The organism is Haemophilus paraphrohaemolyticus (genome assembly GCF_002015045.1).
GTDB lineage: Bacteria > Pseudomonadota > Gammaproteobacteria > Enterobacterales > Pasteurellaceae > Haemophilus_A > Haemophilus_A paraphrohaemolyticus.
The window spans coordinates 195,737-218,900 of sequence record NZ_MUXX01000003.1; the positions used below are offsets into that span (position 1 = coordinate 195,737).

The 23,164-nt window shown below is 41.3% G+C and carries 24 protein-coding genes and 4 tRNA genes; 14 read left to right on the top strand and 14 right to left on the bottom strand.

Annotation, left to right across the window (positions count from 1 at the left end):
* Positions 1-25 precede the first annotated feature (25 nt).
* On the top strand, positions 26-1,291 hold the full coding sequence (gene tilS / locus B0184_RS03125) for a tRNA lysidine(34) synthetase TilS (protein WP_005709484.1): 1,266 nt from the start codon (positions 26-28) through the stop codon (positions 1,289-1,291).
* Here tilS and xerD read toward each other — a convergent pair.
* The 6 genes from xerD to B0184_RS03155 all read right to left on the bottom strand — a co-directional run bounded on the left by xerD (position 1,276) and on the right by B0184_RS03155 (position 3,936).
* A complete protein-coding gene (gene xerD / locus B0184_RS03130; RefSeq protein ID WP_005709549.1) occupies positions 1,276-2,169 on the bottom strand; it encodes a site-specific tyrosine recombinase XerD in 894 nt (297 codons plus the stop codon). The two genes, tilS and xerD, sit on opposite strands and share 16 nt — an antisense overlap.
* Before the next feature lie 78 nt (positions 2,170-2,247).
* The gene (gene tuf, locus B0184_RS03135; protein WP_078177606.1) at positions 2,248-3,432 is read right to left on the bottom strand and encodes an elongation factor Tu; all 1,185 of its coding nucleotides are present in this window, start codon (positions 3,430-3,432) and stop codon (positions 2,248-2,250) included.
* A gap of 112 nt (positions 3,433-3,544) precedes the next feature.
* Positions 3,545-3,620: transfer RNA gene (locus B0184_RS03140), tRNA-Thr, on the bottom strand.
* Between the two features lie 3 nt (positions 3,621-3,623).
* Positions 3,624-3,698 (bottom strand) — tRNA-Gly (locus B0184_RS03145).
* 42 nt (positions 3,699-3,740) lie between these two features.
* Positions 3,741-3,825 (bottom strand) — tRNA-Tyr (locus B0184_RS03150).
* A gap of 35 nt (positions 3,826-3,860) precedes the next feature.
* Positions 3,861-3,936 (bottom strand) — tRNA-Thr (locus tag B0184_RS03155).
* A gap of 244 nt (positions 3,937-4,180) precedes the next feature.
* On the opposite strand from B0184_RS03155, the gene coaA reads away from it, so the two are divergent.
* From coaA to B0184_RS03210, 11 genes are all read left to right on the top strand, one after another.
* Positions 4,181-5,131: a type I pantothenate kinase gene (coaA, locus tag B0184_RS03160; RefSeq protein ID WP_005707637.1), complete on the top strand. Its 951-nt coding sequence runs from the start codon at positions 4,181-4,183 to the stop codon at positions 5,129-5,131.
* Between the two features lie 68 nt (positions 5,132-5,199).
* Positions 5,200-5,739: a DsbE family thiol:disulfide interchange protein gene (locus B0184_RS03165; RefSeq protein WP_005707660.1), complete on the top strand. Its 540-nt coding sequence runs from the start codon at positions 5,200-5,202 to the stop codon at positions 5,737-5,739.
* 70 nt (positions 5,740-5,809) lie between these two features.
* Positions 5,810-7,147 (top strand): hypothetical protein, encoded by a 1,338-nt coding sequence (locus tag B0184_RS03170; RefSeq protein ID WP_005707664.1) that lies wholly within the window; start codon positions 5,810-5,812, stop codon positions 7,145-7,147.
* A complete protein-coding gene (locus B0184_RS03175) occupies positions 7,144-7,608 on the top strand; it encodes a cytochrome c-type biogenesis protein (RefSeq protein ID WP_005707645.1) in 465 nt (154 codons plus the stop codon). The genes B0184_RS03170 and B0184_RS03175 overlap by 4 nt, the downstream gene beginning before the upstream one ends.
* 3 nt (positions 7,609-7,611) lie before the next feature.
* A complete protein-coding gene (gene ccmI / locus B0184_RS03180; protein WP_005707654.1) occupies positions 7,612-8,526 on the top strand; it encodes a c-type cytochrome biogenesis protein CcmI in 915 nt (304 codons plus the stop codon).
* A 238-nt stretch (positions 8,527-8,764) separates the two neighbouring features.
* Positions 8,765-9,349: a molybdopterin adenylyltransferase gene (mog, locus tag B0184_RS03185; protein ID WP_005707646.1), complete on the top strand. Its 585-nt coding sequence runs from the start codon at positions 8,765-8,767 to the stop codon at positions 9,347-9,349.
* A gap of 9 nt (positions 9,350-9,358) precedes the next feature.
* Entirely contained in the window at positions 9,359-10,084 is a 726-nt protein-coding gene (locus B0184_RS03190; RefSeq protein WP_005707638.1) for a thioredoxin domain-containing protein, read from the top strand.
* Positions 10,074-10,772, top strand: a complete 699-nt coding sequence (gene mtnN / locus B0184_RS03195) for a 5'-methylthioadenosine/S-adenosylhomocysteine nucleosidase (protein ID WP_005707642.1) — start codon at positions 10,074-10,076, stop codon at positions 10,770-10,772. Before B0184_RS03190 ends, mtnN begins: the two co-directional genes overlap by 11 nt.
* Before the next feature lie 67 nt (positions 10,773-10,839).
* A complete protein-coding gene (murJ, locus tag B0184_RS03200; protein WP_005707647.1) occupies positions 10,840-12,408 on the top strand; it encodes a murein biosynthesis integral membrane protein MurJ in 1,569 nt (522 codons plus the stop codon).
* Positions 12,409-12,612: 204 nt separating this feature from the next.
* Positions 12,613-12,876 carry a 30S ribosomal protein S20 gene (gene rpsT / locus B0184_RS03205; RefSeq protein WP_005707639.1) on the top strand — a complete coding sequence of 88 codons (264 nt, stop codon included), beginning with the start codon at positions 12,613-12,615 and terminating at the stop codon, positions 12,874-12,876.
* 149 nt (positions 12,877-13,025) lie between these two features.
* Positions 13,026-14,219, top strand: a complete 1,194-nt coding sequence (locus B0184_RS03210) for a ribosomal protein uL16 3-hydroxylase (protein WP_005707663.1) — start codon at positions 13,026-13,028, stop codon at positions 14,217-14,219.
* Positions 14,220-14,275: 56 nt separating this feature from the next.
* On the opposite strand, the gene cysE is transcribed toward B0184_RS03210, so the two are convergent.
* The 6 genes from cysE to lysM form a co-directional block, all read right to left on the bottom strand.
* Complete coding sequence (gene cysE / locus B0184_RS03215; RefSeq protein ID WP_005707652.1) at positions 14,276-15,094, bottom strand: serine O-acetyltransferase; 819 nt, start codon at positions 15,092-15,094, stop codon at positions 14,276-14,278.
* Between the two features lie 11 nt (positions 15,095-15,105).
* Entirely contained in the window at positions 15,106-16,116 is a 1,011-nt protein-coding gene (gene gpsA, locus B0184_RS03220; protein ID WP_005707640.1) for an NAD(P)H-dependent glycerol-3-phosphate dehydrogenase, read from the bottom strand.
* 122 nt (positions 16,117-16,238) lie between these two features.
* Entirely contained in the window at positions 16,239-16,757 is a 519-nt protein-coding gene (gene secB, locus B0184_RS03225; RefSeq protein ID WP_005707641.1) for a protein-export chaperone SecB, read from the bottom strand.
* 9 nt (positions 16,758-16,766) lie between these two features.
* Positions 16,767-17,210, bottom strand: coding sequence for a rhodanese-like domain-containing protein (locus tag B0184_RS03230; protein ID WP_005707651.1), 444 nt, complete (start codon positions 17,208-17,210; stop codon positions 16,767-16,769).
* A gap of 114 nt (positions 17,211-17,324) precedes the next feature.
* Positions 17,325-18,626: a trigger factor gene (gene tig / locus B0184_RS03235; RefSeq protein ID WP_005707657.1), complete on the bottom strand. Its 1,302-nt coding sequence runs from the start codon at positions 18,624-18,626 to the stop codon at positions 17,325-17,327.
* Positions 18,627-18,788: 162 nt separating this feature from the next.
* Positions 18,789-19,232, bottom strand: a complete 444-nt coding sequence (lysM, locus tag B0184_RS03240; protein ID WP_005707643.1) for a peptidoglycan-binding protein LysM — start codon at positions 19,230-19,232, stop codon at positions 18,789-18,791.
* 115 nt (positions 19,233-19,347) lie between these two features.
* Between lysM and B0184_RS03245 the strand changes: the two genes are divergently transcribed.
* Both B0184_RS03245 and B0184_RS03250 read left to right on the top strand, forming a co-directional pair.
* A complete protein-coding gene (locus B0184_RS03245) occupies positions 19,348-19,800 on the top strand; it encodes a DIP1984 family protein (RefSeq protein ID WP_005707656.1) in 453 nt (150 codons plus the stop codon).
* A 205-nt stretch (positions 19,801-20,005) separates the two neighbouring features.
* Positions 20,006-20,428 (top strand): DNA polymerase III subunit chi, encoded by a 423-nt coding sequence (locus B0184_RS03250; RefSeq protein WP_005707648.1) that lies wholly within the window; start codon positions 20,006-20,008, stop codon positions 20,426-20,428.
* Between the two features lie 62 nt (positions 20,429-20,490).
* On the opposite strand, the gene accA is transcribed toward B0184_RS03250, so the two are convergent.
* Together accA and B0184_RS03260 are read right to left on the bottom strand one after the other, a co-directional pair.
* Positions 20,491-21,438, bottom strand: a complete 948-nt coding sequence (gene accA / locus B0184_RS03255) for an acetyl-CoA carboxylase carboxyl transferase subunit alpha (protein WP_005707658.1) — start codon at positions 21,436-21,438, stop codon at positions 20,491-20,493.
* Positions 21,439-21,682: 244 nt separating this feature from the next.
* Positions 21,683-23,104, bottom strand: coding sequence for a multicopper oxidase domain-containing protein (locus B0184_RS03260; RefSeq protein WP_005707665.1), 1,422 nt, complete (start codon positions 23,102-23,104; stop codon positions 21,683-21,685).
* Positions 23,105-23,164 lie beyond the last annotated feature (60 nt).

Genomic DNA, 23,164 nt, shown 5'->3' on the forward strand with positions numbered 1-23,164 from the left:
ATATAATTTGCCCCTACATTTTCATATGCGTTCTTATTTACAAACCCAGCTCATCCAGCATCTTCCCGCCCAACAAAACTTCCTCATCGCCCTCAGCGGTGGAGTGGATTCTGTGGTGTTGCTAGATCTTTTTTCCACACTGAACTTAAACCTTCGTGCCGTTCACATCCACCACGGATTAAGCCCCAATGCCGATCAATGGGCAAGCTTCTGCGAACAGCTTTGCAAGCGGTGGAATATTCCCTTTATTTTGCAAAAAGTAACGGTAAGCGGGAAAAAAGGCGTTGAGGCTTCCGCTCGCGAAGCTCGCTATCAAGCCATTCGAGAAGTGTTGCAACCAAATGAAGTGGTCGTTACTGCACATCATTTGGACGATCAAGCGGAAACCTTTTTCCTTGCACTCAAGCGTGGTGCAGGTTTAAAAGGACTCTCTGCAATGCACACGGTCAGTTTTTCGCAAAGCTTTGCAATTTTCCGACCGCTATTAAACATCAGTAAAGTAGAGATTTTAGCGTATGCCAATGCACATCAATTGGCGTGGGTGGAGGATGAAAGTAATCAATCAAACGCTTACGACCGCAATTTCCTGCGAAATACATTATTGCCTCAAATGGAACAACAATGGGCGGGGTTTTCTCGTAACGTTGCTCGAGCTTGCCAGCATTTAGCCAGCGAACGGCGCTTGCTGAATGAATTATTAGCCGAGAGTTTAGCTCACTATATTGATACTGAAGCAAAAACACTCGCCATTCACGACTTTCCCCAATTTTCACACGAAAAACAAGCCGCTCTTCTTCGCCTTTGGTTGGAAAAATCAGGCTTGTTAATGCCAACATCAGCCCAATTACAACAGCTCATGGAGCATGTAGTTTTGGCACTAGAAGATAAAAATCCGCAATTAAAATTGGGAAAATGGATTATTCGTCGTTATCAACAAAAGCTTTTTGTTACTGAAAAATTGAGCAAGATCGCTCCCTTTTCACAACAAATTAAGCAAAATGAATACATTACACTGCCTTATCAATTAGGCGAGATTCAACATCTTGGTCATGAACTGATTTACCAAAAAACAGGAAAAATTAACCGCTTACCGATTCCATTCAATCATCAAAATTCACCTCTAACCATTCAAATAGGATTTTCAGGCAAAGTGCAGGAATATGGCAAAAACCATCACGAAGAGATAAAAAAAATCTGGCAAAAGCACCAGATTCCTATGTGGTTGAGGGATAGGGTGCCTCTTGTATTTAACAAAAATATTCTATTAGGCTTACTCTATCCCCGAGGATGATATTTTTCATGCAATGATTTCAAACGAGCTTTTGCCACGTGAGTATAAATTTGGGTAGTGGATAAATCACTGTGTCCGAGTAACATTTGCACCACGCGGAGATCGGCTCCGTGATTAACCAGATGGGTAGCGAAGGCATGGCGAAGCACATGCGGAGAAAGTTTTTCGCTTTCAATACCAGCCAATTGAGCGTAATGCTTAATGCGATGCCAGAATGTTTGACGTGTCATTTGTGTTCCACGTTTACTTGGAAACACTACATTTGATTGCTGCTGATTCAGCAAAATCGGTCGAGCTTGTTGAAAATACTCTTGAATCCAATAAATGGCTTCTTCCCCCATCGGCACTAATCGCTCTTTATCGCCTTTACCGATAATCCGTACCACGCCTTGTCGCAAACTCATATTTTCAGTAGTAAGCGAAACCAATTCCGTAACACGAAGCCCAGTTGCATAAAGCAGCTCCAACATCGCCTTATCTCGCAGTTCAATTGGGTCAAGTGTATTCGGCACATTGAGCAAATCCATTACTTGTTCTTCATTTAATGATTTTGGCAGCCGAGTTGGCTTACGAAATGATTCTAATGTAGCTGTTGGATCATCCTTGCGGTAATTCTCAAGATATAAAAAGCGGAAAAATTTACGCAAGCAACTCAGCATTCGAAGAGAACTGCTCGCTTTATAACCTTGGTCAATACGAAAACTGAGAAAATCTTGGAGTTTACTATGATCTACCGTTAAAAATTCGCGAGGTGAATCAAGCCAATCGGTAAATTGAGCAAGATCCAAGCTGTAAGATTCTATTGTATTTTGCGATAACCCGTATTCTTGCCAGAGTTGATCGAGGAATTGTTCAATAATGCTGTCGAGGGGTTTCATAGGATCATTTTCTCAATATAGCAAAAAGGCGTACCTTTCGATACGCCTTCTCTTGTGAAGCTTTGACTAAGCCATCAATTATTTGATGATTTTAGCAACAACGCCCGCACCTACTGTACGACCACCTTCACGGATCGCGAAACGTAAACCTTCGTCCATCGCGATTGGGTGAATTAATGATACTGTCATTTTGATGTTATCGCCTGGCATTACCATTTCTACGCCTTCTGGTAACTCGATAGTACCAGTTACGTCAGTTGTACGGAAGTAGAATTGTGGACGGTAACCTTTGAAGAATGGAGTGTGACGGCCACCTTCTTCTTTTGATAATACGTATACTTCTGATTCGAAGTCTGTGTGTGGTGTAATTGTACCTGGTTTCGCTAATACTTGACCACGTTCAATTTCTTCACGTTTTGTACCACGTAATAATGCACCAACGTTTTCACCCGCACGACCTTCATCTAATAATTTACGGAACATTTCCACGCCAGTTACTGTTGTTTTCGTAGTGTCTTTGATACCTACGATTTCAACTTCTTCACCCGCTTTGATGATACCACGCTCTACACGGCCTGTTACTACTGTACCACGACCTGAGATTGAGAATACGTCTTCGATTGGTAATAAGAATGGTTTATCAATCGCACGCTCTGGTTCTGGGATGTATGTATCTAAGTGGTTTGCTAATTCAAGAATTTTTTCTTCCCACTCTGCTACGCCGTTTAACGCTTGTAACGCTGAACCACGTACTACTGGAGTGTCATCACCTGGGAAGTCGTATTGTGAAAGAAGTTCACGCACTTCCATCTCAACTAATTCTAATAATTCTTCATCGTCAACCATATCGCATTTGTTTAAGAATACGATGATGTATGGAACACCTACTTGGCGACCTAATAAGATGTGCTCACGAGTTTGTGGCATAGGACCGTCTGTTGCTGCCACTACTAAGATAGCACCATCCATTTGTGCCGCACCAGTAATCATGTTTTTAACGTAGTCCGCGTGTCCTGGGCAGTCAACGTGTGCGTAGTGACGAGTTGCTGTATCATACTCAACGTGTGAAGTGTTGATGGTGATACCACGTGCTTTTTCTTCTGGCGCATTATCGATTTGGTCGAATGCACGAGCTGCACCACCGAAGTGTTTCGCTAATACAGTTGTGATTGCAGCTGTTAAAGTTGTTTTACCATGGTCAACGTGGCCGATTGTACCCACGTTAACGTGCGGTTTTGTACGTTCAAATTTTTCTTTAGACATTTTTAAAGCCTCTTAAACAAACACGGTTACAATGGCGTATAACCACATTAACCACATGTAGAAATTGTTACAAAATTAAGAACACTTTGAAAAGATGAAGTTTAGAAGAGAGTGGTGCTGATAGGCGGATTTGAACCGCCGACCTCACCCTTACCAAGGGTGCGCTCTACCAACTGAGCTATATCAGCGCTTGGAGCGGGCAGCGGGAATCGAACCCGCATCATTAGCTTGGAAGGCTAAGGTAATAGCCATTATACGATGCCCGCTGTTCTAAATTCGTCTGTCCCAATGTGCGATTCAATAAGAGATGGTGGAGGGAGAAGGATTCGAACCTTCGAAGGCTGAGCCAACAGATTTACAGTCTGCCCCCTTTGGCCGCTCGGGAATCCCTCCACGATAATTGAATACTTGATTAAACATTGCAGGAATGGTGCCGACTACCGGAATCGAACTGGTGACCTACTGATTACAAGTCAGTTGCTCTACCTACTGAGCTAAGTCGGCGTTGCGTTGTCGTAAGCAAGTGAGGTGCATTATAGAGATTTTTGGAAACCGTGCAAGCGTTTTTTCTAAAAAATTTTAAAAAACCGTTTCTTTGCTTATTTTGCGATCTAAATGTTGATTTTTTGTAACTTTTTAGCGTTTTTCTCTGAATAAATCCCCAAAAAATCCCGTTTATATTGTATAGTTCGCATCATTCTTTTGCTAAAAAAGCAAAATTTAGATTAAGAAAATAGAGATTTTGGCAATGAGCCTTGAAAAAAACAGCAAAATTACCCCTTTTTTAACTTTTGATCGAACCCAATGGGCAGCACTGCGTAAATCTGTGCCGTTAAAATTGACCGAGCAAGATCTCAAACCCCTGCTTGGCTTTAACGAAGATCTCTCATTAGAGGAAGTTCGCACTATTTATCTACCGCTTGCCCGTTTAATCAACTATTACATCGAAGAAAATCTCAAACGCCAAGCCGTATTGCACCGCTTTTTAGATGTCGAACCACCAAAAGTGCCTTACATTATTAGTATTGCAGGGAGCGTTTCGGTCGGCAAAAGCACCTCCGCACGTATTCTACAAGCTTTGCTTTCCAACTATCCAGGGCCAAGAAAAGTGGATTTAATCACCACCGACGGCTTTCTCTACCCGCTAAAAACCTTGGAAGAGAAAAACCTACTCAAACGCAAAGGCTTCCCTGAGTCGTACGATATTTACCGCTTAATCGAATTTGTTTCCGACCTCAAATCGGGCAAACCATCGGTGAAAGCCCCGATTTATTCACATTTGACCTACGACATCATCCCCGACCAGTTTAACGTCGTTGAGCAGCCAGACATCGTAATTTTAGAAGGTTTAAACGTGCTCCAAAGCGGAATGAATTACCCTACCAGCCCGCACAATGCTTTTGTCTCCGATTTCGTAGATTTTTCTATTTATGTCGATGCTGATGAAACCTTATTAAAACAGTGGTATATTTACCGTTTCCTGAAATTCCGCCGCAGTGCATTTTCAGACCCAAATTCCTACTTCCATCATTACTCAGCATTATCGGAAGAAGAGGCAATCCAAACCGCCTCCACTATTTGGGAAGAAATCAACGGCTTAAATCTCAAGAAAAACATACTTCCAAGCCGAGACCGTGCGGATTTAATCCTCACCAAAGGCGAAAACCACGAAATCCAGACGGTGAAATTAAGAAAATAACTCTAGCCCCAAAGAGGCTAATTTATACGTGACCTAGGGCGAAAGCACTAGGCAATAGAGAAATAATTATGAACAAAAAACTCTTTCTTCCTTTAGTTATATTTATCACGCTTTGCATCGCTTTAATGGTTCAACTCTTTCGCAATGGCAACGGCGATGACCCGAAAAAACTCGAATCGGCACTTATCGGCAAGCCTGTGCCCACATTCAAACTAGAATCGGTGCAAGACGAAACCAAAATGCTAGATGAAAAAATCATTAAAACAGGTACGCCTCGCCTTCTTACTGTTTGGGCAACGTGGTGTCCAACTTGCTATGCGGAGCACGCTTATTTAACTGAGCTTGCTAAACAAGGCATAGAGATTGTTGGCATCGATTATAAAGATGAACGTGCCAAAGCAATGAAATTTCTCATGAATTACGGTAATCCATTTAAAGCAATCATCTACGACCCGAAAGGCTCACTTGGCTTAGACTTAGGCGTATATGGTGCACCAGAAACCTTTGTGATTGATAGCAACGGTAAAATTCTCTACCGCCATGCAGGGGATGTAAATGAACACGTGTGGAATGAAACGTTGAAGCCGATTTATGAGAAGTTGAAATAACAATAAGGAGTTTATATGGGAAAAGGTAAACATGAACTAAAAAAACTAAGAGCCGACGAGTTAAACAAAAATGGAAAAAGAAAATAATAAAAAAGTGCATTTCCAAACTTCAAGCAAGATTACAAAAACAGAGTCTCATGATTTAGAATCAAAAGGCCAAGTACTTCCTAAAGATGGAAACTATACAAAAGCATACAACATAACTTATATATCCACTACAGCTTTTATGCTTTTAGGAGCATTTTCTGGAGCTATTGTGCTGTACATTTATTTAAATAGCATAAACAGTACTTCTTTATTCTATAAAAGCATTTCAGGAACAAACTTAATTTCATTCATAGCTGCATATTTAGTGTTAAACTCTTTTACCTTCTTTATTACTACATCACCAAGCTATTTAGTTTATAAAAATAAAATGAAAACAGGTGTTTGCGCCTATTCTTTACCGACATTGGTTTCATTTATATTTATATGTTGTTACTATGCGTTCTCCTTTATTAACAGAGAAAACTGGTATATAGAAAACACACCAATTATCTTATGCATTATAACATTAATATTATTAATACTTTATTTTTTTCTTCTTAAAAGTAGCCCTCATGAAAGCAAAAAAGAAAACCTAACAACTACAATCACAAAAACACACAAAATAATTACAATAAAAAAGAAATATTTTCAACGAATATACGCATATAAAAAGATAATTATTTATTTTATAGGAAATTTTTTTACTAAAAATTTTATAAACAACTTCGAAAGGACAACTTATTTTATTTTATCTGCTGGATATAGCATACTTTTTATTTTAGGTGTTACACATGGAGAACATGATTTTTTCTATATTATTTACTCGATTTTAATTCCTACATTGGTATGGATTAATAATACAATTATTTCAGATATTAATAAAAATACACATACTAAGAAATCACTTTTTCAATTTGTTTTTTTCTCATTTACTACATCAACTATTTTGATGCCTATTTTTATATATTCTATAGTACAACCAATAAAACTTACATTTTTACCTAATCTTGAAACAAAATACTCTGATAGAATTATGCAAATACTTGGCTACCAAGACAAAGATAATAAAATCTATTACATAGAAGAAAGCTTTATAAAAACAGTTCTTGAACCAAGACAACTACTTATAAAAGTAGAAAAATATAAAACTGAAAACGACGTTTCAAAAGACGATCTTTCAAGATACAATGAATATAGTGCACATTGTGGTAAAATTTATTGGAATACGGGAGATACTGTTGTATTCAAAAGAGAACATAGCAACAAATTCATACAAATTCCATCGAATAAAATCTTTGAATATCAAGGAAATAACCATATAAGCTGTGAATCAACCAAACAATATAGAAATTTAGACTATTTGGAATATAAAATAGAATGAAAAAACAACTATTACTTTTACTCTTCGCAAGCAACATCGCCACCGCTGCCCCCATCGAATTCAACCAATTTGATAGCCCGCAGCAGGAGGCAGATTATCAGTCGCTTATCCAGACCTTGCGTTGCCCGCAATGTCAGAATAACAATATTGCGGATTCTAATGCAACTATCGCCACCGATATGCGGGCGAAAACATTAGAATTGCTCAAACGGGGCAAAAATAAGGACGAGGTGGTGGAATATATGGTTGAACGCTATGGCAATTTTGTCACCTACGATCCACCTCTTACCCCTGCTACTATTTTCTTGTGGATATTGCCTGTGTTACTCATTTTATCGGGTTTAGGCTTGATTTTGATACGTAAGAAAAAAGGCTCACAAGCGGTTGAAAAATCGCAAGATCTTGCAAAATCAGCACAAGATAAAGCACGTTTGGCAAAAATTCTTAATAATAAGGAATAATCTATGACCTTTTGGCTCATTACTTTGGCAATCACGCTGGTGATTTGCTTCATCGGTTTTTACCCGCTTTTAAAAAGCAAACAGCAATTGAACGGTACGCAACGTTCCACGCTCAACAAGCACTTTTACTTCCAACGTTTAAAAGAAGTGGAGCAAGAGGCGAACGAGGGTGTGATTGAAGATGCGGAGCAGACCAAACAAGAGTTGCAACAGAGCTTGTTAGACGATATTCCCGAAGAAGCCGAGCAACAAGCCAGCATACAAGCGGTCAAAAAAGGCTGGTTTGTTGCAATTCTTGTTGCGGTTGGAGCGATTAGCACGGCAGCTTATATCTCCGTCGGCTCGTGGCAAGCGGCAGATATGGTCAATATGACACATAAAAAGCTGGAATATTTTTACGATCGTATTAAAAACGAAGACACGAACCCGTTGTCTGAAGCTGAGCTAAACCAATTCGCAGTAGCATTGCGTGCCGATTTACAAGAGCATCCAAACAATGCACAAGGCTGGTTTATGCTTGGACAAGTGGGGATGGCAAAAGATGATGGTCAGCTTGCCTATGAAAGCTACGGCAAAGCAACACAACTTGAGCCGAAAAATATGCAATATAAATCAAGCTATGCACAATTATTGATGCTCTCTCAAGATAAAGCAGATAAAGAGAAAGGCAAAGCCTTACTGTCTGAACTGTTGCGGGAAGATCACACCAACCTTGATGCGTTAAGTATGCTAGCATTTAGTGCTTTCGAAGAGGAAGATTACAAAATGGCAGCGATGACGTGGGGAATGATGTTGAAGCTGATTCCTGAAGATAATCCGCGTCGTAAAACGGTAGAAAAAAGTATTGATATGGCAATGCAAATGCAAAAAATGCAAGAGCAAAAAGCGGCTGAAGCGGTGAAAGAAAATCAAAAGTAAGATAACCAAATAAACCAATTTCTTCGGAAACAAGACTGCCAAATCTCCCCTCCCCCTCTTTACTAAAGAGGGGGTTATTCCTTAGTAAATTATGCTCAACAGTTTTAAACATACTAATGTTGAAGTAGAACACTAAAAGCCAATTTTAGTATGATTTAACCCCTCTTTAGTAAAGAGGGGGAGGGGAGATTTGGCAGTAGTCATTTACGGAGAAATTAGTACAAAAAGAGAATATAAAATGCTAAACAAACACAAACTCAAAGTCGGATTAGTTTCCGTTTCCGACCGTGCCTCACAGGGCGTTTATGAAGACCAAGGCATTCCCTCACTCCAAGCGTGGTTGGAAAAAACCTTAATTGATGAATTTGATATCGAAATCCGTTTAATTCCTGATGAGCAACCGCTTATCGAGCAAACCTTAGTGGATTTGGTAGATAACCAATACTGCCATTTAGTACTGACTACTGGCGGCACAGGTCCTGCGAAACGTGATGTAACCCCTGATGCTACGCTTGCCGTCGCAGATCGTGAAATGCCAGGCTTTGGTGAACAAATGCGTCAAGTCAGCCTACAATTTGTACCGACCGCGATTCTCTCTCGCCAAGTGGGTGTCATTCGAGGTGAGAGCTTAATTCTTAACTTACCAGGGCAGCCGAAAGCAATCCAAGAAACGTTGGAAGGCGTAAAAGACGAAAACGGCAAAACAATGGTAAAAGGCATTTTCTCCGCCGTGCCTTATTGCTTGCAATTACTCAGCGAGATTTATATCGACACCCACGCAAGCGTGTGCGAAAGTTTCCGCCCGAAATCAGCGAGAAGATAAATCCGCCAAATGAGTAAAACCACGATGAAATTACGACATTATTTAACCGCTTTGCTGGGTTTGATGATTGCGCTTCCAAACGTTGCAAGCGAACCTGAAAAGAAAACTACAAGTGAAACTTCGCAAAAAACCGAAGAAAAACGACCGCTTTTCAAAGATGGTAAGGATTTCTTTTCCTATATCAAACCGATTAAAGTCGATGTGCCAAAGGACAAAATTTTAATCCAATATTTCTATCAATATGGCTGTAAAAACTGCCTGATTGGGTTGGATTCCCTTAATCTCTATGTAAAAAATCACGCAGATAAATTGGTGTTGCAAACCTCACCGAGCTTTGCCAAAGAGGATAATTTCACCAGTGCGATGAATGCAACTTTTAAGGAATACGGCAAGGCAGATTTAAGCCCACTCTATCTGTTCGACAGCCTTGATCGCAAAGAAGAGAAAAGTTTGCTAAAAAGCAATGATGAGATCCGAGCGTGGCTTAAGCGTAACGGAATTGATGATAAGAGATTCCATCAGCTTTTCCACTCTGAACTAGTGAAAAAACAGATTGAAACCGATGTGAATTTGTTTAAGCAATACGGTTCGCCGAAGTATGTGCCGATGGCAGTGTTAAACGGAAAATATATTTTGTTGCAAAACACGCTTTACAACGATGATTACACCTTCGGGGTGCTAGATTTTTTAGTTGAGAAACTACAACAAGAACAAGGAGATAACGATGGCAAATAAAATTGCAATTATTGGTGCGATGCCACAAGAAGTAGAAATTTTATGCGGTTTAATGCTTGAACCGAAAACAACAGAAATAGCCAACTGCAAAATTTTTGAAGGTAAAATTAACAACCGCCCTGTTGCAGTATTGCAATCAGGCATTGGTAAAGTAGCCGCTGCAATGGGCACAACAATACTCATTCAGCAATTCAAACCCGATATGATTATTAACACGGGATCTGCTGGCGGGTTAGATCCAAACTTAAACGTCGGCGATGTGATTATTTCAACGGATGTACGTCACCACGATGTGGATGTTACAGCTTTCGGCTATGAGAAAGGACAACTTCCCGCCAATCCAGCGGCATTTTTACCAAATGAACAATTAGTAGAAGTAGCGAAAAAACAGGCGGAAAAATTAGGCTTAAATGCTGTTTCTGGCTTAATTTGTAGCGGTGATGCCTTTATCAACGGGGCAGATAAAATCGCTCAAATTCGTGCAGACTTCCCACAAGTCGCAGCCGTTGAAATGGAAGCTGCTGCGATTGCTCAAGTTTGCCACGCAATGCAAATTCCATTTGTAGTGGTGCGTGCGATTTCAGACGTTGCCGATAAAGAATCGCATCTCTCTTTCGATGAATTTTTACCGCTTGCCGCAGAGAAATCATCAGAGATGGTTTTGGCGATGTTGAATAATTTGGGTTAACGTAACATCTATAGCCCTATTTTACATTTAGGGCGTATTCCCTTGGAGTCCAGAAAAAATAGAGGCTATGAGCAAAAAACTTCTAAAATCAGGCATATTAGTTAGTGGGCTAACCCTCGTTTCCCGCGTGTTGGGCTTAATTCGCGATATGATCGTGGCAAGTGTACTCGGCGCGGGGGCGATGTCAGATGTCTTTCTTTTCGCCAATCGTATTCCCAATTTTCTGCGTCGTTTATTCGCTGAAGGGGCTTTTTCTAAGGCATTTGTGCCCGTTTTAGCGGAATATAATTCTGATAACGACTTAAACAAAACCCGCGAATTTGTGGCGAAAGTGTCGGGGTCGTTGGGGTTGGTAGTGTCGGCTGTGACATTATTAGCAATGATCGGCTCGCCTATTGTAGCAGCACTTTTCGGTACAGGCTGGTTTATAGATTGGCTTAATGGTGGGGCTGATGCGGAAAAATTTACACAGGCTTCACTATTGTTGAAAATCACCTTTCCTTACCTCTGGTTTATCACTTTTGTTGCCCTTTCTGGGGCAGTGCTTAACACGCTTGGCAAATTCGGTGTGATGGCATTTTCGCCTGTGTTGCTTAATGTGGCGATTATTGCGATGGCAATCTTCGGTGCAGATTATTTTGAGCGACCAGACATTGCCCTTGCGTGGGGGATTTTCTTAGGTGGATTACTGCAATTCCTGTTCCAAATTCCATTTATGAAGCAAGCGGGTTTGTTAGTAAAACCGAAATGGGCATGGAATGATGAAGGCGTAAAAAAAGTGCGTACACTGATGTTACCTGCGTTATTCGGCGTATCAGTGACTCAAATCAACTTATTATTAAACCAAGTGATTGCCAGCTTTTTGGTTACAGGCTCAATCACGTGGCTTTATTATTCCGACCGTTTGATCGAATTCCCACTCGGTATTTTCGGTATTGCGATTTCGACTGTAGTACTTCCAACCCTGTCTAAAATTGCCAAGCAGAAAGAGCTAAATGAAACTGAGCGTAAAACCCAATTCCAAACTACAATGGACTGGGGCGTGCGCATGGTATTACTGCTTGGGATTCCTGCCATGATCGGCATTGCTACCCTTGCTCAGCCAATGATTATGACGCTCTTTATGCGCGGTAAATTTGGGCTTTCAGATGTAATTGCCTCTAGCCATTCGCTCTGGATTATGTGTTTAGGACTAAATAGCTATATGCTCATTAGTATTTTAGCGAACGGTTTTTATGCTAACCAGAACACCAAAACCCCCGTAAAAATTGGCTTAATTGCGACCGCTTGTAATATGTGTTTTGGCTTGCTTGCGATTCCATTTGGCTACTTAGGTTTAGCAATGGCGTCAGTGTTATCCGCTGCGGTAAATGCCTCTTTGCTTTATCGCCAGCTGTCGAAACAGGGCATTTATCACATCTCTCGCAAAACGATTTTCTTTATCTTAAAAATAGTGATTGCAGCCCTAGTAATGGGCGAGCTAGTCCATTATTTCTCACCACACTTAAAAGCGTGGTTTGAAATGAGTACGCTGGTGAAAGTCTATTGGCTTGGTTGGTTGATTGTGCTTGCTGCAATCAGTTATTTTGCGATGCTCTTTATTTTAGGTATTCGTAAGCAAGATTTTAGAAGTTAAATTGCAAAATTGATCAGAAAATTATCCTTTTTTATAGGAAAATCGGCAAAAAGCTGATAAAATCTCGCTCTATCGTTTTCTTAAACAGAAAAACGGTGTTATTTTCAAGCACGTGTCTCGTTGAAAATGAATTAAAAACTATCGATAGCAGCATAAACCCGTTTATGCTTATTTATTTAACACAGATATCTTAGGAGTTTGACCTTGGCTAATATCAAGTCAGCAAAAAAACGTGCGGTTCAATCTGAAAAACGCCGCCAACACAACGCAAGCCAACGCTCAATGATGCGTACATTCATCAAAAAAGTATACGCAGCAGTAGCAGCAGGTGATAAAGCAGCCGCTCAAGCAGCTTTCGTTGAAATGCAAAAAGTAGTGGATCGTATGGCATCTAAAGGCTTAATCCACGCGAACAAAGCAGCAAACCACAAAGCGAAATTATCTGCACGTATCAAAGCGTTAGCATAATTTGCAAAATAAAAAAGAAAACCGACCGTTTGGTCGGTTTTTTTGTATGCTTTTTTGCATATAAAATCACATTTCTTTATTCTTTCCGTGTATTTTGCACAAAAAATCGCTATTATAAGAACAACTATTCTCAAAAGAAGGAACGCCCTATGAACATTCCATTCTGCTTACCTGAAAACATCACACCACAAGACTTTTTGCAAAATTATTGGCAAAAACGACCGCTTTTAATCCGTAACGGTTTGCCGCAAATTGTCGATTTGTTCGAACCAAACGATATTTTGGAATTGGCTTTGGAAGAAGAGATTACCGCTCGCCTAATTCAATGCCAAAACGAGCAATGGTCGGTGAAAAACAGTCCGTTTGAAGAGAGCGATTTGGAAAACTTGCCAGAGCAATGGTCGGTAATGGTGCAAAATTTAGAGCAATGGTCGCCAGAATTGGGCGAATTATGGCAAGCCTTTGGCTATATTCCGCAATGGCAGCGTGATGATATTATGGTTTCTTGCTCACCAAAAAATGGCACTGTAGGCAAACATTATGATGAATATGATGTATTCCTTGTACAAGGCTATGGCGAACGCCGTTGGCAAGTAGGCAAATGGTGCGATCCTTCTACTGAATTTAAGCCAAACCAGCCAATTCGCATTTTTGATGATATGGGCGATTTGGTGATTGATGAAGTGATGCAACCTGGCGACGTGCTTTATGTACCTTCGCGTATGGCACATTATGGTGTGTCAGAAACCGATAGTTTGACTTTCTCGTTCGGTTTACGTTATCCAAATGCGGCAGATTTGCTCTGCAAATTCACGGAGACTTTAGATAAAGAGCACGATTTATTGCCAACATCCGAATTTAATATTCCGTTCCGTTTGTCACCAAATGAGCAGCCGAATGCGTTGTTAGATCCGAAAATGGTCGCAAATTTCAAACGCCAGTTAATCAACTTATTGCAAGATTCTGAGCAGTTTGATGCTATTTTTACCCACGCAGTGGCTTCTGCGGTGAGTTCAAGACGCTATGAGCAACTTACCGAAGAAGGCGAAAATTATCCAGACGAAGTGCAAGAAGTGCTCGAAGCGGGCGGTTGGTTGCAACAAGATGCAAATGTGAAAATGCTTTACACCGAAAATCCGCAACGTATTTATGTGAACGGCGAGTGGATTGATGAGCTAAACGAAGCTGAAACCAACTTGTTAATTCGCATTGCAAATGGCGATTCAATTTCGTGGAATAAACTAGCTTCTCGAGTGAAAGATCAGGCAGAATTAGAATTGTTGCTTGATACGATTTGCGATTGGTTAGATATGGGCTGGTTGATTTTAAATGAAGCTGAATAAGGCTCTAAGCAAAGACCGCTTGTAACAACAAGCGGTCTTTTTCTATAAGCAATTTGCTAAATCCCATCCCCAAACATTCCTTGAGTGTCCTCAAAATATTGGTTCATATCAAAGGCAGGTTTTTGGTCGGAAGATTTACTGATAATTTTGGCAGGCACGCCAGCAGCGGTCGCGTGATCGGGCACAGGCTGAAGCACCACCGAATTTGCTCCAATTTTCGCATATTGTCCAATTTCGATATTGCCGAGAATTTTCGCACCTGCACCAATCATCACGCCCTCGCGAATTTTAGGGTGACGATCTCCGTGTTCTTTACCCGTACCACCAAGTGTCACGCCTTGCAGAATAGAAACATCATTTTCAATCACCGCTGTTTCGCCCACCACAATGCCCGTCGCGTGGTCGAACATAATGCCACAGCCTACGCGTGCTGCAGGGTGAATATCTACATCAAATGCGACCGAAATCTCATTTTGTAGATAAACGGCCAACGCTTTTCGTCCTTGCTTCCATAAATAATGAGTCACGCGGTAGCTTTGTAAGGCGTGAAAACCCTTGAGATAGAGCAACGGTGTAGTCCATTTATCCACCGCAGGATCGCGGGTGCGAACCGCTTCAATATCACAAGCCGCACTCGTAATAATTTGAGGCTCTGCACGATAAGCCTCTTCAATAATTTCTTTCAATGCAATCGCAGGCATAATCGGGTTTTCGAGTTTATTCGCCAGAATATAGCTAAGCGAGCTGCCTAAATTTGCATGTTTTAAAATGGTTGCATGAAAAAAACTAGCAAGCATCGGTTCGCTTTCAACCAATGCTTGTGCCTCTTGACGGAGCTCTTGCCAAATGATGTCCTGTTGTTGTGCGTTTATCATATTTTCCCTTTTTACTCTCCTTTCCGCTCACGCCCTAACAAAGCCTTGGCAACATCCACCGCACTTTTTCCTTCAAACAACATTTGGTAGATTTGCTCCACAATTGGCATTTCAACACCTTGTTTTTGGGCGAGTAAATAAGCCTCTTTAGTGTTGTAGAAACCTTCCACCACTTGCCCAATTTCTTCAATAATATCGTCTGCTTTTTTGCCTTGCCCTAACGCTAAACCAAAGCGGCGGTTACGAGATTGATTGTCGGTACAAGTGAGCACCAAGTCGCCCAAACCTGCCATTCCCATAAAGGTTTTCGGATCGGCTCCAAGCGAAGCCCCTAAGCGGCTGATTTCAACTAATCCACGGGTAATCAATGCCGTGCGAGCATTTGCCCCGAAGCCCATTCCATCCGAAACACCAGCACCAATTGCAATCACGTTTTTAATTGCACCGCCCAATTGCACGCCAACCATATCATTGTTGATATACACACGGAAAGTTTTCGAGCAGTGAATGCGTTGCTGCATTTCATCCGCAAACTGCGGATCGTTTGAAGCAAGAGCAATGGCGGTTGGTAAGCCAGCAGCGAGTTCTTTTGCAAAAGTTGGGCCAGATAAGACCGCTAGTGAATGCGATTTACCTAAAATCTCTTCCGCTACTGTTTGCAATAATCGCCCTGTGTTACGCTCTAAACCTTTAGTCGCCCACATAATGCGATGCTCAGGGCTAATAAACGGCTTGATATTTTGTAGCACTTCGGCAAACACGTGGCTTGGTACAACAATCAGCAAATCGCGTGCTTTGCTTAATGCTTGTGCCAAATCGCTTTCAATTTCAAGTGCCTCAGGGAAAAGAATATCAGGCAAAAAGGTTTGGTTCATTCGTTCAGACGACAATTTTGCCATGGCTTCAGGCTGGTGCCCCCAAAGGTAGGTTTTGTGTCCATTGCGAGCAAGTGCAATCGCTAATGCTGTGCCGTAAGAACCAGCACCGAGCACGGTTACAGGCGCGGAGTAGGTTGCAGTCATAGTTCATCCTTTGTCTTGTAAACTCTTCCCACAAGGTAAAGAGGAAAATAAGATTTTCGCATTATATCGCATCTAAAAAAATAGGTATGTTTTCACATACCTATTCTTTAAAAAAAACAAAATTAGTTTGCTTTTTCTTTGCTTTTCTCTTCGTCTTCTTCCTCAGATGCTGCTTCTAAACGCTCAAGGTAATCCGCAAATAGTGCATTAAAGTTTACTGGAGAAAGATTTAATGCAGGGAATGTACCGCGGTTTACTAAGCTTGCGATTAACTCACGAGCATAAGGGTAAAGGATTTCTGGGCATTGTGCAGATAAGCAGTGAGCCAATTGAATGCCTTCTAAACCTTTGATGGTAAATACGCCTGCTTGTTTTACTTCACAGATGAATGCTGTGTCGCCACTGCCTTCTAATGTGGTTGAAACATTGATGTGTAATACCACTTCATAAAGATCTTCGCCTAATTCACGCGTTTCAGTATCGAGTTCAAAACCTAATTTAGGCGCCCATTCTTGGTTAAAAATGGTTGGTAGGTTTGGTGCTTCGAAAGAAACATCTTTGACATAGATACGTTGAATTTGGAATTCGAACTGTTGTGCTTCTTGTTCTGCTGTTTCAGCAATTTTGTTTTCTTCAGCCATACTATTTCCTTATTTTTTCACTGTTGGCAGATTTGCTGCTTTCCAGCCCATCATACCTTCTTTAAGTGCATAAACTTTCTCAAAGCCGTGTTTGACAAGCTCTTCTGCGATTTTAGCTGCACCAAAACCATTGCCATCTACCACGATTACTGGACGGACTTTGAATTTGTCGATTGAAGTGGTTTTACCATCTTTAATATTGCTTGGGTGAATTAAGTGGCTTTCCACAATGTGCCCTTTACGAAATTCATCATCAGTACGCACATCTAAGAATACGCCTTCTTCGTTATTCACTAGCTGCACCGCTTGAGCATTTTCAATCACTTCGAATTTGCTGGTTGCTCCTTTGAATAAGGTATAAAGGGTAATCACAAATACTGCCACCCACGCTGCAATCAGCAAAGGATGATTTCCAATAAATTGTTGAAGTTGTTGAGTAAACGTTAAGTCCATAAATCCTCTCTTTGGTTGCAAATAATGCAAATCAAGCGGTCAGATTTTGCAAAAGTTTTGCGAAAACAAACCGCTTGTACACGAAAACCGCTCACAGCGGAGCGGCTTTAAAGATTAGGCTTGAACTTGTGATTGCATTAACTCGTCAAATGACATCGCTTTCTCAGTCACTTTCGCTTTTGCTAATACTGCATCAACCGCTTGTTCTTCTAATACCACGTTGCGGATATTCTCAGTTAATTGACGGTTTTTCGCGTAGTATTCCACCACTTCAGCTGGTTGCTCGTAAGCTGATGCGATATCTGCGATCATTGCTTCAACACGTGCTTCATCCACTTTTAATTCGTTAGAACCGATTACGGTTGAAAGTAATAAACCTACTTGAACACGACGTTTTGCTTCTGCTTCGAATAATTCAGCTGGTAATTGTGCTGCCATTTCTGGTTTACCACCAAAACGTTGAACCGCTTGTTGACGTAATACTTCCACTTCTTCCGCTACTGCTGCTGCAGGCACTTCGATATCGTTTTGTGCAATTAAACCATTGATTACTTGGTTTTTCACACGTGCAGTGACTGCGTTGTTTAATTCACGTTGCATATTTTTCTTGATTTCTGCACGTAAATCTTCAACTGATTTTGCGTTACCGAATTTTTTAACGAACTCTTCCGTTAATTCAGGTAATACGATATTTTCTACCTTTTTCAAGGTAATCGCGAATTTCGCCGCTTTACCTTTTAAGTTTTCAGCGTGGTATTCTGCTGGGAAAGTCACATCGATGTCGAATTGCTCGCCCGCTTTGTGGCCTACGATACCTTCTTCAAAACCAGGGATCATACGGCCTTGACCCATTGCAAGCACGAAATCAGTTGCTTTACCGCCTTCGAATTCTTCGCCATCAACAGAACCTACGAAGTCGATTACAACGCGATCTTCTGCTTTCGCAGCTTCTTGACTTTCTGCCCAAGTTGCTTGTTGTTTGCGTAAAACATCAACCATTTTGTCTAAATCCGCATCAGTGATTTCCACAACTGGTTTTTCAACTTCAATGTTTTCTAAGCCTTTTAATTCTACTTCTGGGAACACTTCAAAAGTGACAGAGAAAGAGAACTCTTGACCTGGTTGGTAGTTGTTTGGTGTGAAAGTCGGACGACCTGCAAGATTAATTTTTTCTGCGATAACAGCATCAAAGAATGCACGTTGCATTTCATCAGATAACACATCTTGACGAGCTGCCACGCCAAAACGTTGTTCAATAATTGAGTGAGGTACTTTACCTTTACGGAAACCATCTACGCGAGCGTTTTTCGCATAGCCTTTTAATTGTTCTTTGTAAGCTGCTTCGATTTTATCTGCTGCTACGATAATTGTTACACGGCGTTGTAAGCCTTCTAAAGTTTCGATAGAAATTGACATTCTTAAACCTCAATGGTGAGTATATAAAAGATAGATAAATAGACAGGCATTGTAACGTTCAAAGCCATATCTTGCAAGTACTAACAATGCAAGGGATTTAATACATAAAATAAAAAAACGGAGAGGGATAAAATTTTCTCCGTTTTTCTATATTAAATGAAATTATAAACCTTTTGGAATACGGATTTTTTGACCTGGGAAGATCTTATCCGCATCTTTAATCACTTCACGGTTTGCTTCAAAAATAGCTGTATATTTTGCTCCGTTGCCATAAGCTTTTTCTGCAATTTTCCATAAGCTATCGCCTTTTTGGATCACATAAAATTCGTCATCCGCACCGATTTTTTCACCGCTTGCAAGCTGCACATTATCAATATTGACAGAAGTAATCCCTGCTACATTACCTGCCATTAACACCGCTTTCTCAATCGCTGCGGCTGTCGTTGCTGCGCCAGATAAAGTCGCTACGCCATTCTCAACTGTGACTTGCACATTTTCTACACCGGGGTTGTCTTGTGCTAAATGTTCTGTTACGGCTTGTGAAGCCTCTTCTTCTTTATTAAATAATTTGCGACCAATATCGCCTACAAAATCAAATAAACCCATAATAATATCCTTGTTTATCAATATAAAAAGAGAAATGATCTTAACACTATTTTTATCGAAATAGTGTCAGTGTTGTGTTAGAGTATTGTAAATTTTTTTAGTTCAAGGATAACTTATGAAATTAGCCGAAGCTTTAATTGAACGTGCCGATTTGCAACGCCGTTTAGAGCAACTAAAACAACGCTTAAACCAAAATGCCCAATATCAAGAGGGCGAAAAACCTGCAGAAGATCCAAATACCCTACTCACCGAGTATCGCCAAACCGCAACAGAGCTTGAACAACTTATCATAAAAATCAACCTTGCGAATAATCGCATTTCACTTGAAAACGGGCAGTTGATGGTTGAAGCACTTGCAAAACGTGACCGCTTAAAAGCAGAACATAGCACCTTAATTAACCTTGCAGATAGTGCAACCCAGACCTTTGATCGTTATAGCCGTAGCGAGATCAAAACCCTTGCGGCAATTGATGTGAAAGCTATTCGCAAACAGATTGATGAGCTTGCCAAACAGCATCGCCAATTGGATACACAAATTCAACAGGCGAATTGGCTAAGCGAAATTTAATCGAAATTAGGCGTTCCAATTTAAGGCGAATACAACCTCGCTTAAGGCATAGCAATTAAAATTTAAAGCAGAAACCACGGGCAGTTTCACCTCATACTGTGTAGCCCCATACAAGTGACTCTGTATTGTGATTGCGTATTTTGTATTACCACGTATTGATTGAATTGGAAAGGGGGGGTTAGGGGATTTAAAGTAGGAAAAAGTAGTGAAACAAGCTCAATTTTACGTTTTAAACAAAGATAATATTCACGAACAAGCGTGTGATTTAGCAGCAAAAGCGTGGCGACTTGGCAAGCGCGTATTGATCGCGTGCGAAACTGATCAACAAGCTTTTGAAATTGATGAACTACTTTGGGCAAGAGAGCCGGATTCTTTTGTGCCACATAATCTTTCGGGCGAAACGACGCAATATCCAACGCCGATTGAAATTAGCTGGAAAGGCAAACGCAACGCCCAACGCCGAGATCTATTGATCAGTTTGCAAACGCAAATTCCTGAATTTGTGACAAGTTTTAATCAAGTGATTGAGTTTGTACCTGTAAATGAAACCGAAAAAGCCCAAGCCCGTGAGCGTTATAAACAATATCGTCAGCAAGGTTGGCAGCTTTCAACGGAACAAGTAGCATAACGATAAAAAACAAGCGGTAAGATTCTTTTAAAACCTTACCACTTATCTTTGCTAATTCAAGATTAGCAATAACCGTAGCTCATCAAACGTTGATAACGGCGATGTAACAACGCTTCTTTATCCAGATTATCCAATTCGTGTAAATCAGTCAGAATACGTTGTTTGAGGTTTTCTGCCATTTCAGCGTAATCACGGTGAGCACCGCCGATAGGTTCTGCTACGATTTCATCGATCAGTTTCAACTCTTTTAAACGTTGTGCGGTTAAGCCCATTACTTCCGCAGCGGTTGAGGCTTTTTCGGCACTTTTCCATAGAATAGAGGCACAGCCTTCTGGCGAAATTACCGAATAAGTGGAATATTGCAACATATTCACTTTATCGCCCACACCGATGGCTAATGCACCACCTGAGCCGCCTTCGCCGATTACGGTACAAATCACAGGCACTTTAAGTTGTGACATTTCACGCAAGTTGCGGGCAATCGCTTCTGCCTGACCGCGCTCTTCTGCACCAATACCAGGGTATGCTCCTGGGGTGTCGATAAAGGTAATGATCGGTAGGTTAAAACGTTCTGCCATTTCCATTAAACGCAATGCCTTGCGGTAGCCTTCTGGCGCTGGCATCCCGAAGTTACGCATCACTTTTTCTTTTGTGCTTCTGCCTTTTTGATGACCGATAACCATCACCGGGCGCCCCTCTAAGCGCGCGATTCCGCCAACTATCGCTTTATCGTCAGCAAAAGCACGGTCGCCCGCAAGCTCATCAAATTCGGTGAAAATATGATCAATATAATCCAAAGTATAAGGACGGTTCGGGTGACGCGCCATTTTGGATGTTTGCCACGCATCTAAATTCGCAAAGGTTTTTTTGGTAAGCTCTTGCGCTTTTTTCTCTAAACGTTTGATTTCATCATCAAGATTGATTTTGTCATCTTGTTCTGCCACTGCCTTTAGCGACTCAATTTTCGCCTCAAGTTCGGCAATTGGTAGTTCAAAATCTAAATATTCCATACGTTATCCTATTTTATAGAAAATCGGGTTATTAACAGGTTTTGTAGGGCGGACTTCAGTCCGTCATTTTATAACTTTTTGATTTTATTGTTGGCGAACTGAAGTTGCTCTACCCAATATAGTAATGTGAAAAATCGGCTTATTTTACCTGATAGACAGCAAATTGTGCTAAAAAGCGGCCATTTTTATGCAATTTTTTGTAAATTTCTATACAGATCCGACCGCTTGCATTTTACGCTTCAGTTTACGACTCAACCGTAAATTGCCCCATTGCACCGCGATCTCGCAACATTAAATCCGACACGCCAAAATTAAATGGCAGCTCATTGCTGGCTTCGTGTTCAAATTTAACTAACAGCGTAACTTCCTGATCTTTCGACAACCAAACAGTATCTTTCCACGCTAAATATTTATTTTGCAAACGTTGGCGGTTGCGGGTTTCAATCACAAACTTCGCCCCTTGTAAGGTAAAGCCAATATCGCTGTTGCTCGTGAGATACCAACGCTCTACGCTCCCTTTTTTCACGCTAAAATCAATCCGTTTTGGGTCGAAGCGTTGTTGGTTAATCAGATAATCCAGCGGACGAAGATTAAATTTTCGCTCATTGACGATGTTCATTTTGAAATCCTCTAGCTTAAACGGCACCGTTTCTGGCATCTGCGTGAATACTGCTGCCAAGCCTTGTGGCTGTAAAGTTAAAATGACATTATCCGCCAGCTCATTGCCATCACTAAACAGCAATTTTGCCTTATCCAGCAAGCTGCGTGGTTCGCCAGTAATCAGCGACACAGGCGTATCTTCTTCCACTTTGACCAACATCTCCACCCGTTCACTCGGGGCGAGCATCACCATCGCCTGGGCAATCGGCTTTTCAAACATCCCTAACCCAGTAGCAATCAATTGCAACGGCTGCCCATTGTCCAAGCGTAGCTCATACGTGCGAGAGAGTGAGGCATTGACAATTCGTAAGCGAATCCAGCCCGCTTGTACCTTCAAATAAGGCGATTCTTGCCCATTCACAAACAGGCGTGAACCGAAAAATTGCGGTTGGTTCGGGTCGAGTACCTGCTTGCCCTCTTTATTGATTTGTTGGTCTTGCAAAATGAGTGGAATATCATTTACACCATATTGGTTCGGCAGATTGGTCTTTTTGCTTTCAGCATCTTCAATAATCCACAGACCCGCCAAGCCACGATAAACCTGAAATGCTGAATTGAGCAAAGTATCGGCGTGATACCAACAAGTGCAAGCGGGTTGGTTTACGCTCACAATTGGCGACCAACTGGCTTTGGGCTCAAGCTTACGATGTGAAGAACCGAGCATCTCGCTGGGTGTAAGCAAGCCTTGAATATTCATTGAAATTGCTTGCGGGAGGTTGTTTAAGTAAGTGAGTTTCACAAAATCTTGCGATCGCACACGAACAGTTGGGGCGAGATATTGCCCATTTACGCCCCACACATCAACCAACTTCCCCGTATTAAATTGCGTTTGAGCAGGGCGAAGATCAATACGCACAGGACGCCCACGCCCCACATCGACAAGCGGTGGAATTTTTAATGCAGGTTGCGAATTTGCCCACACAGGCGAGGGCAGTGCAACCATCGCTGAAGCCAAGCCCGAGCGTTGTAAAAGTTGGCGACGGGTTAAGTGAAGAGGTTTATTCATTGGGTATATGATAAAGTGTTTGTTGTAACAACAATGTTGCTCTTAGCGTAGGGACGGGGG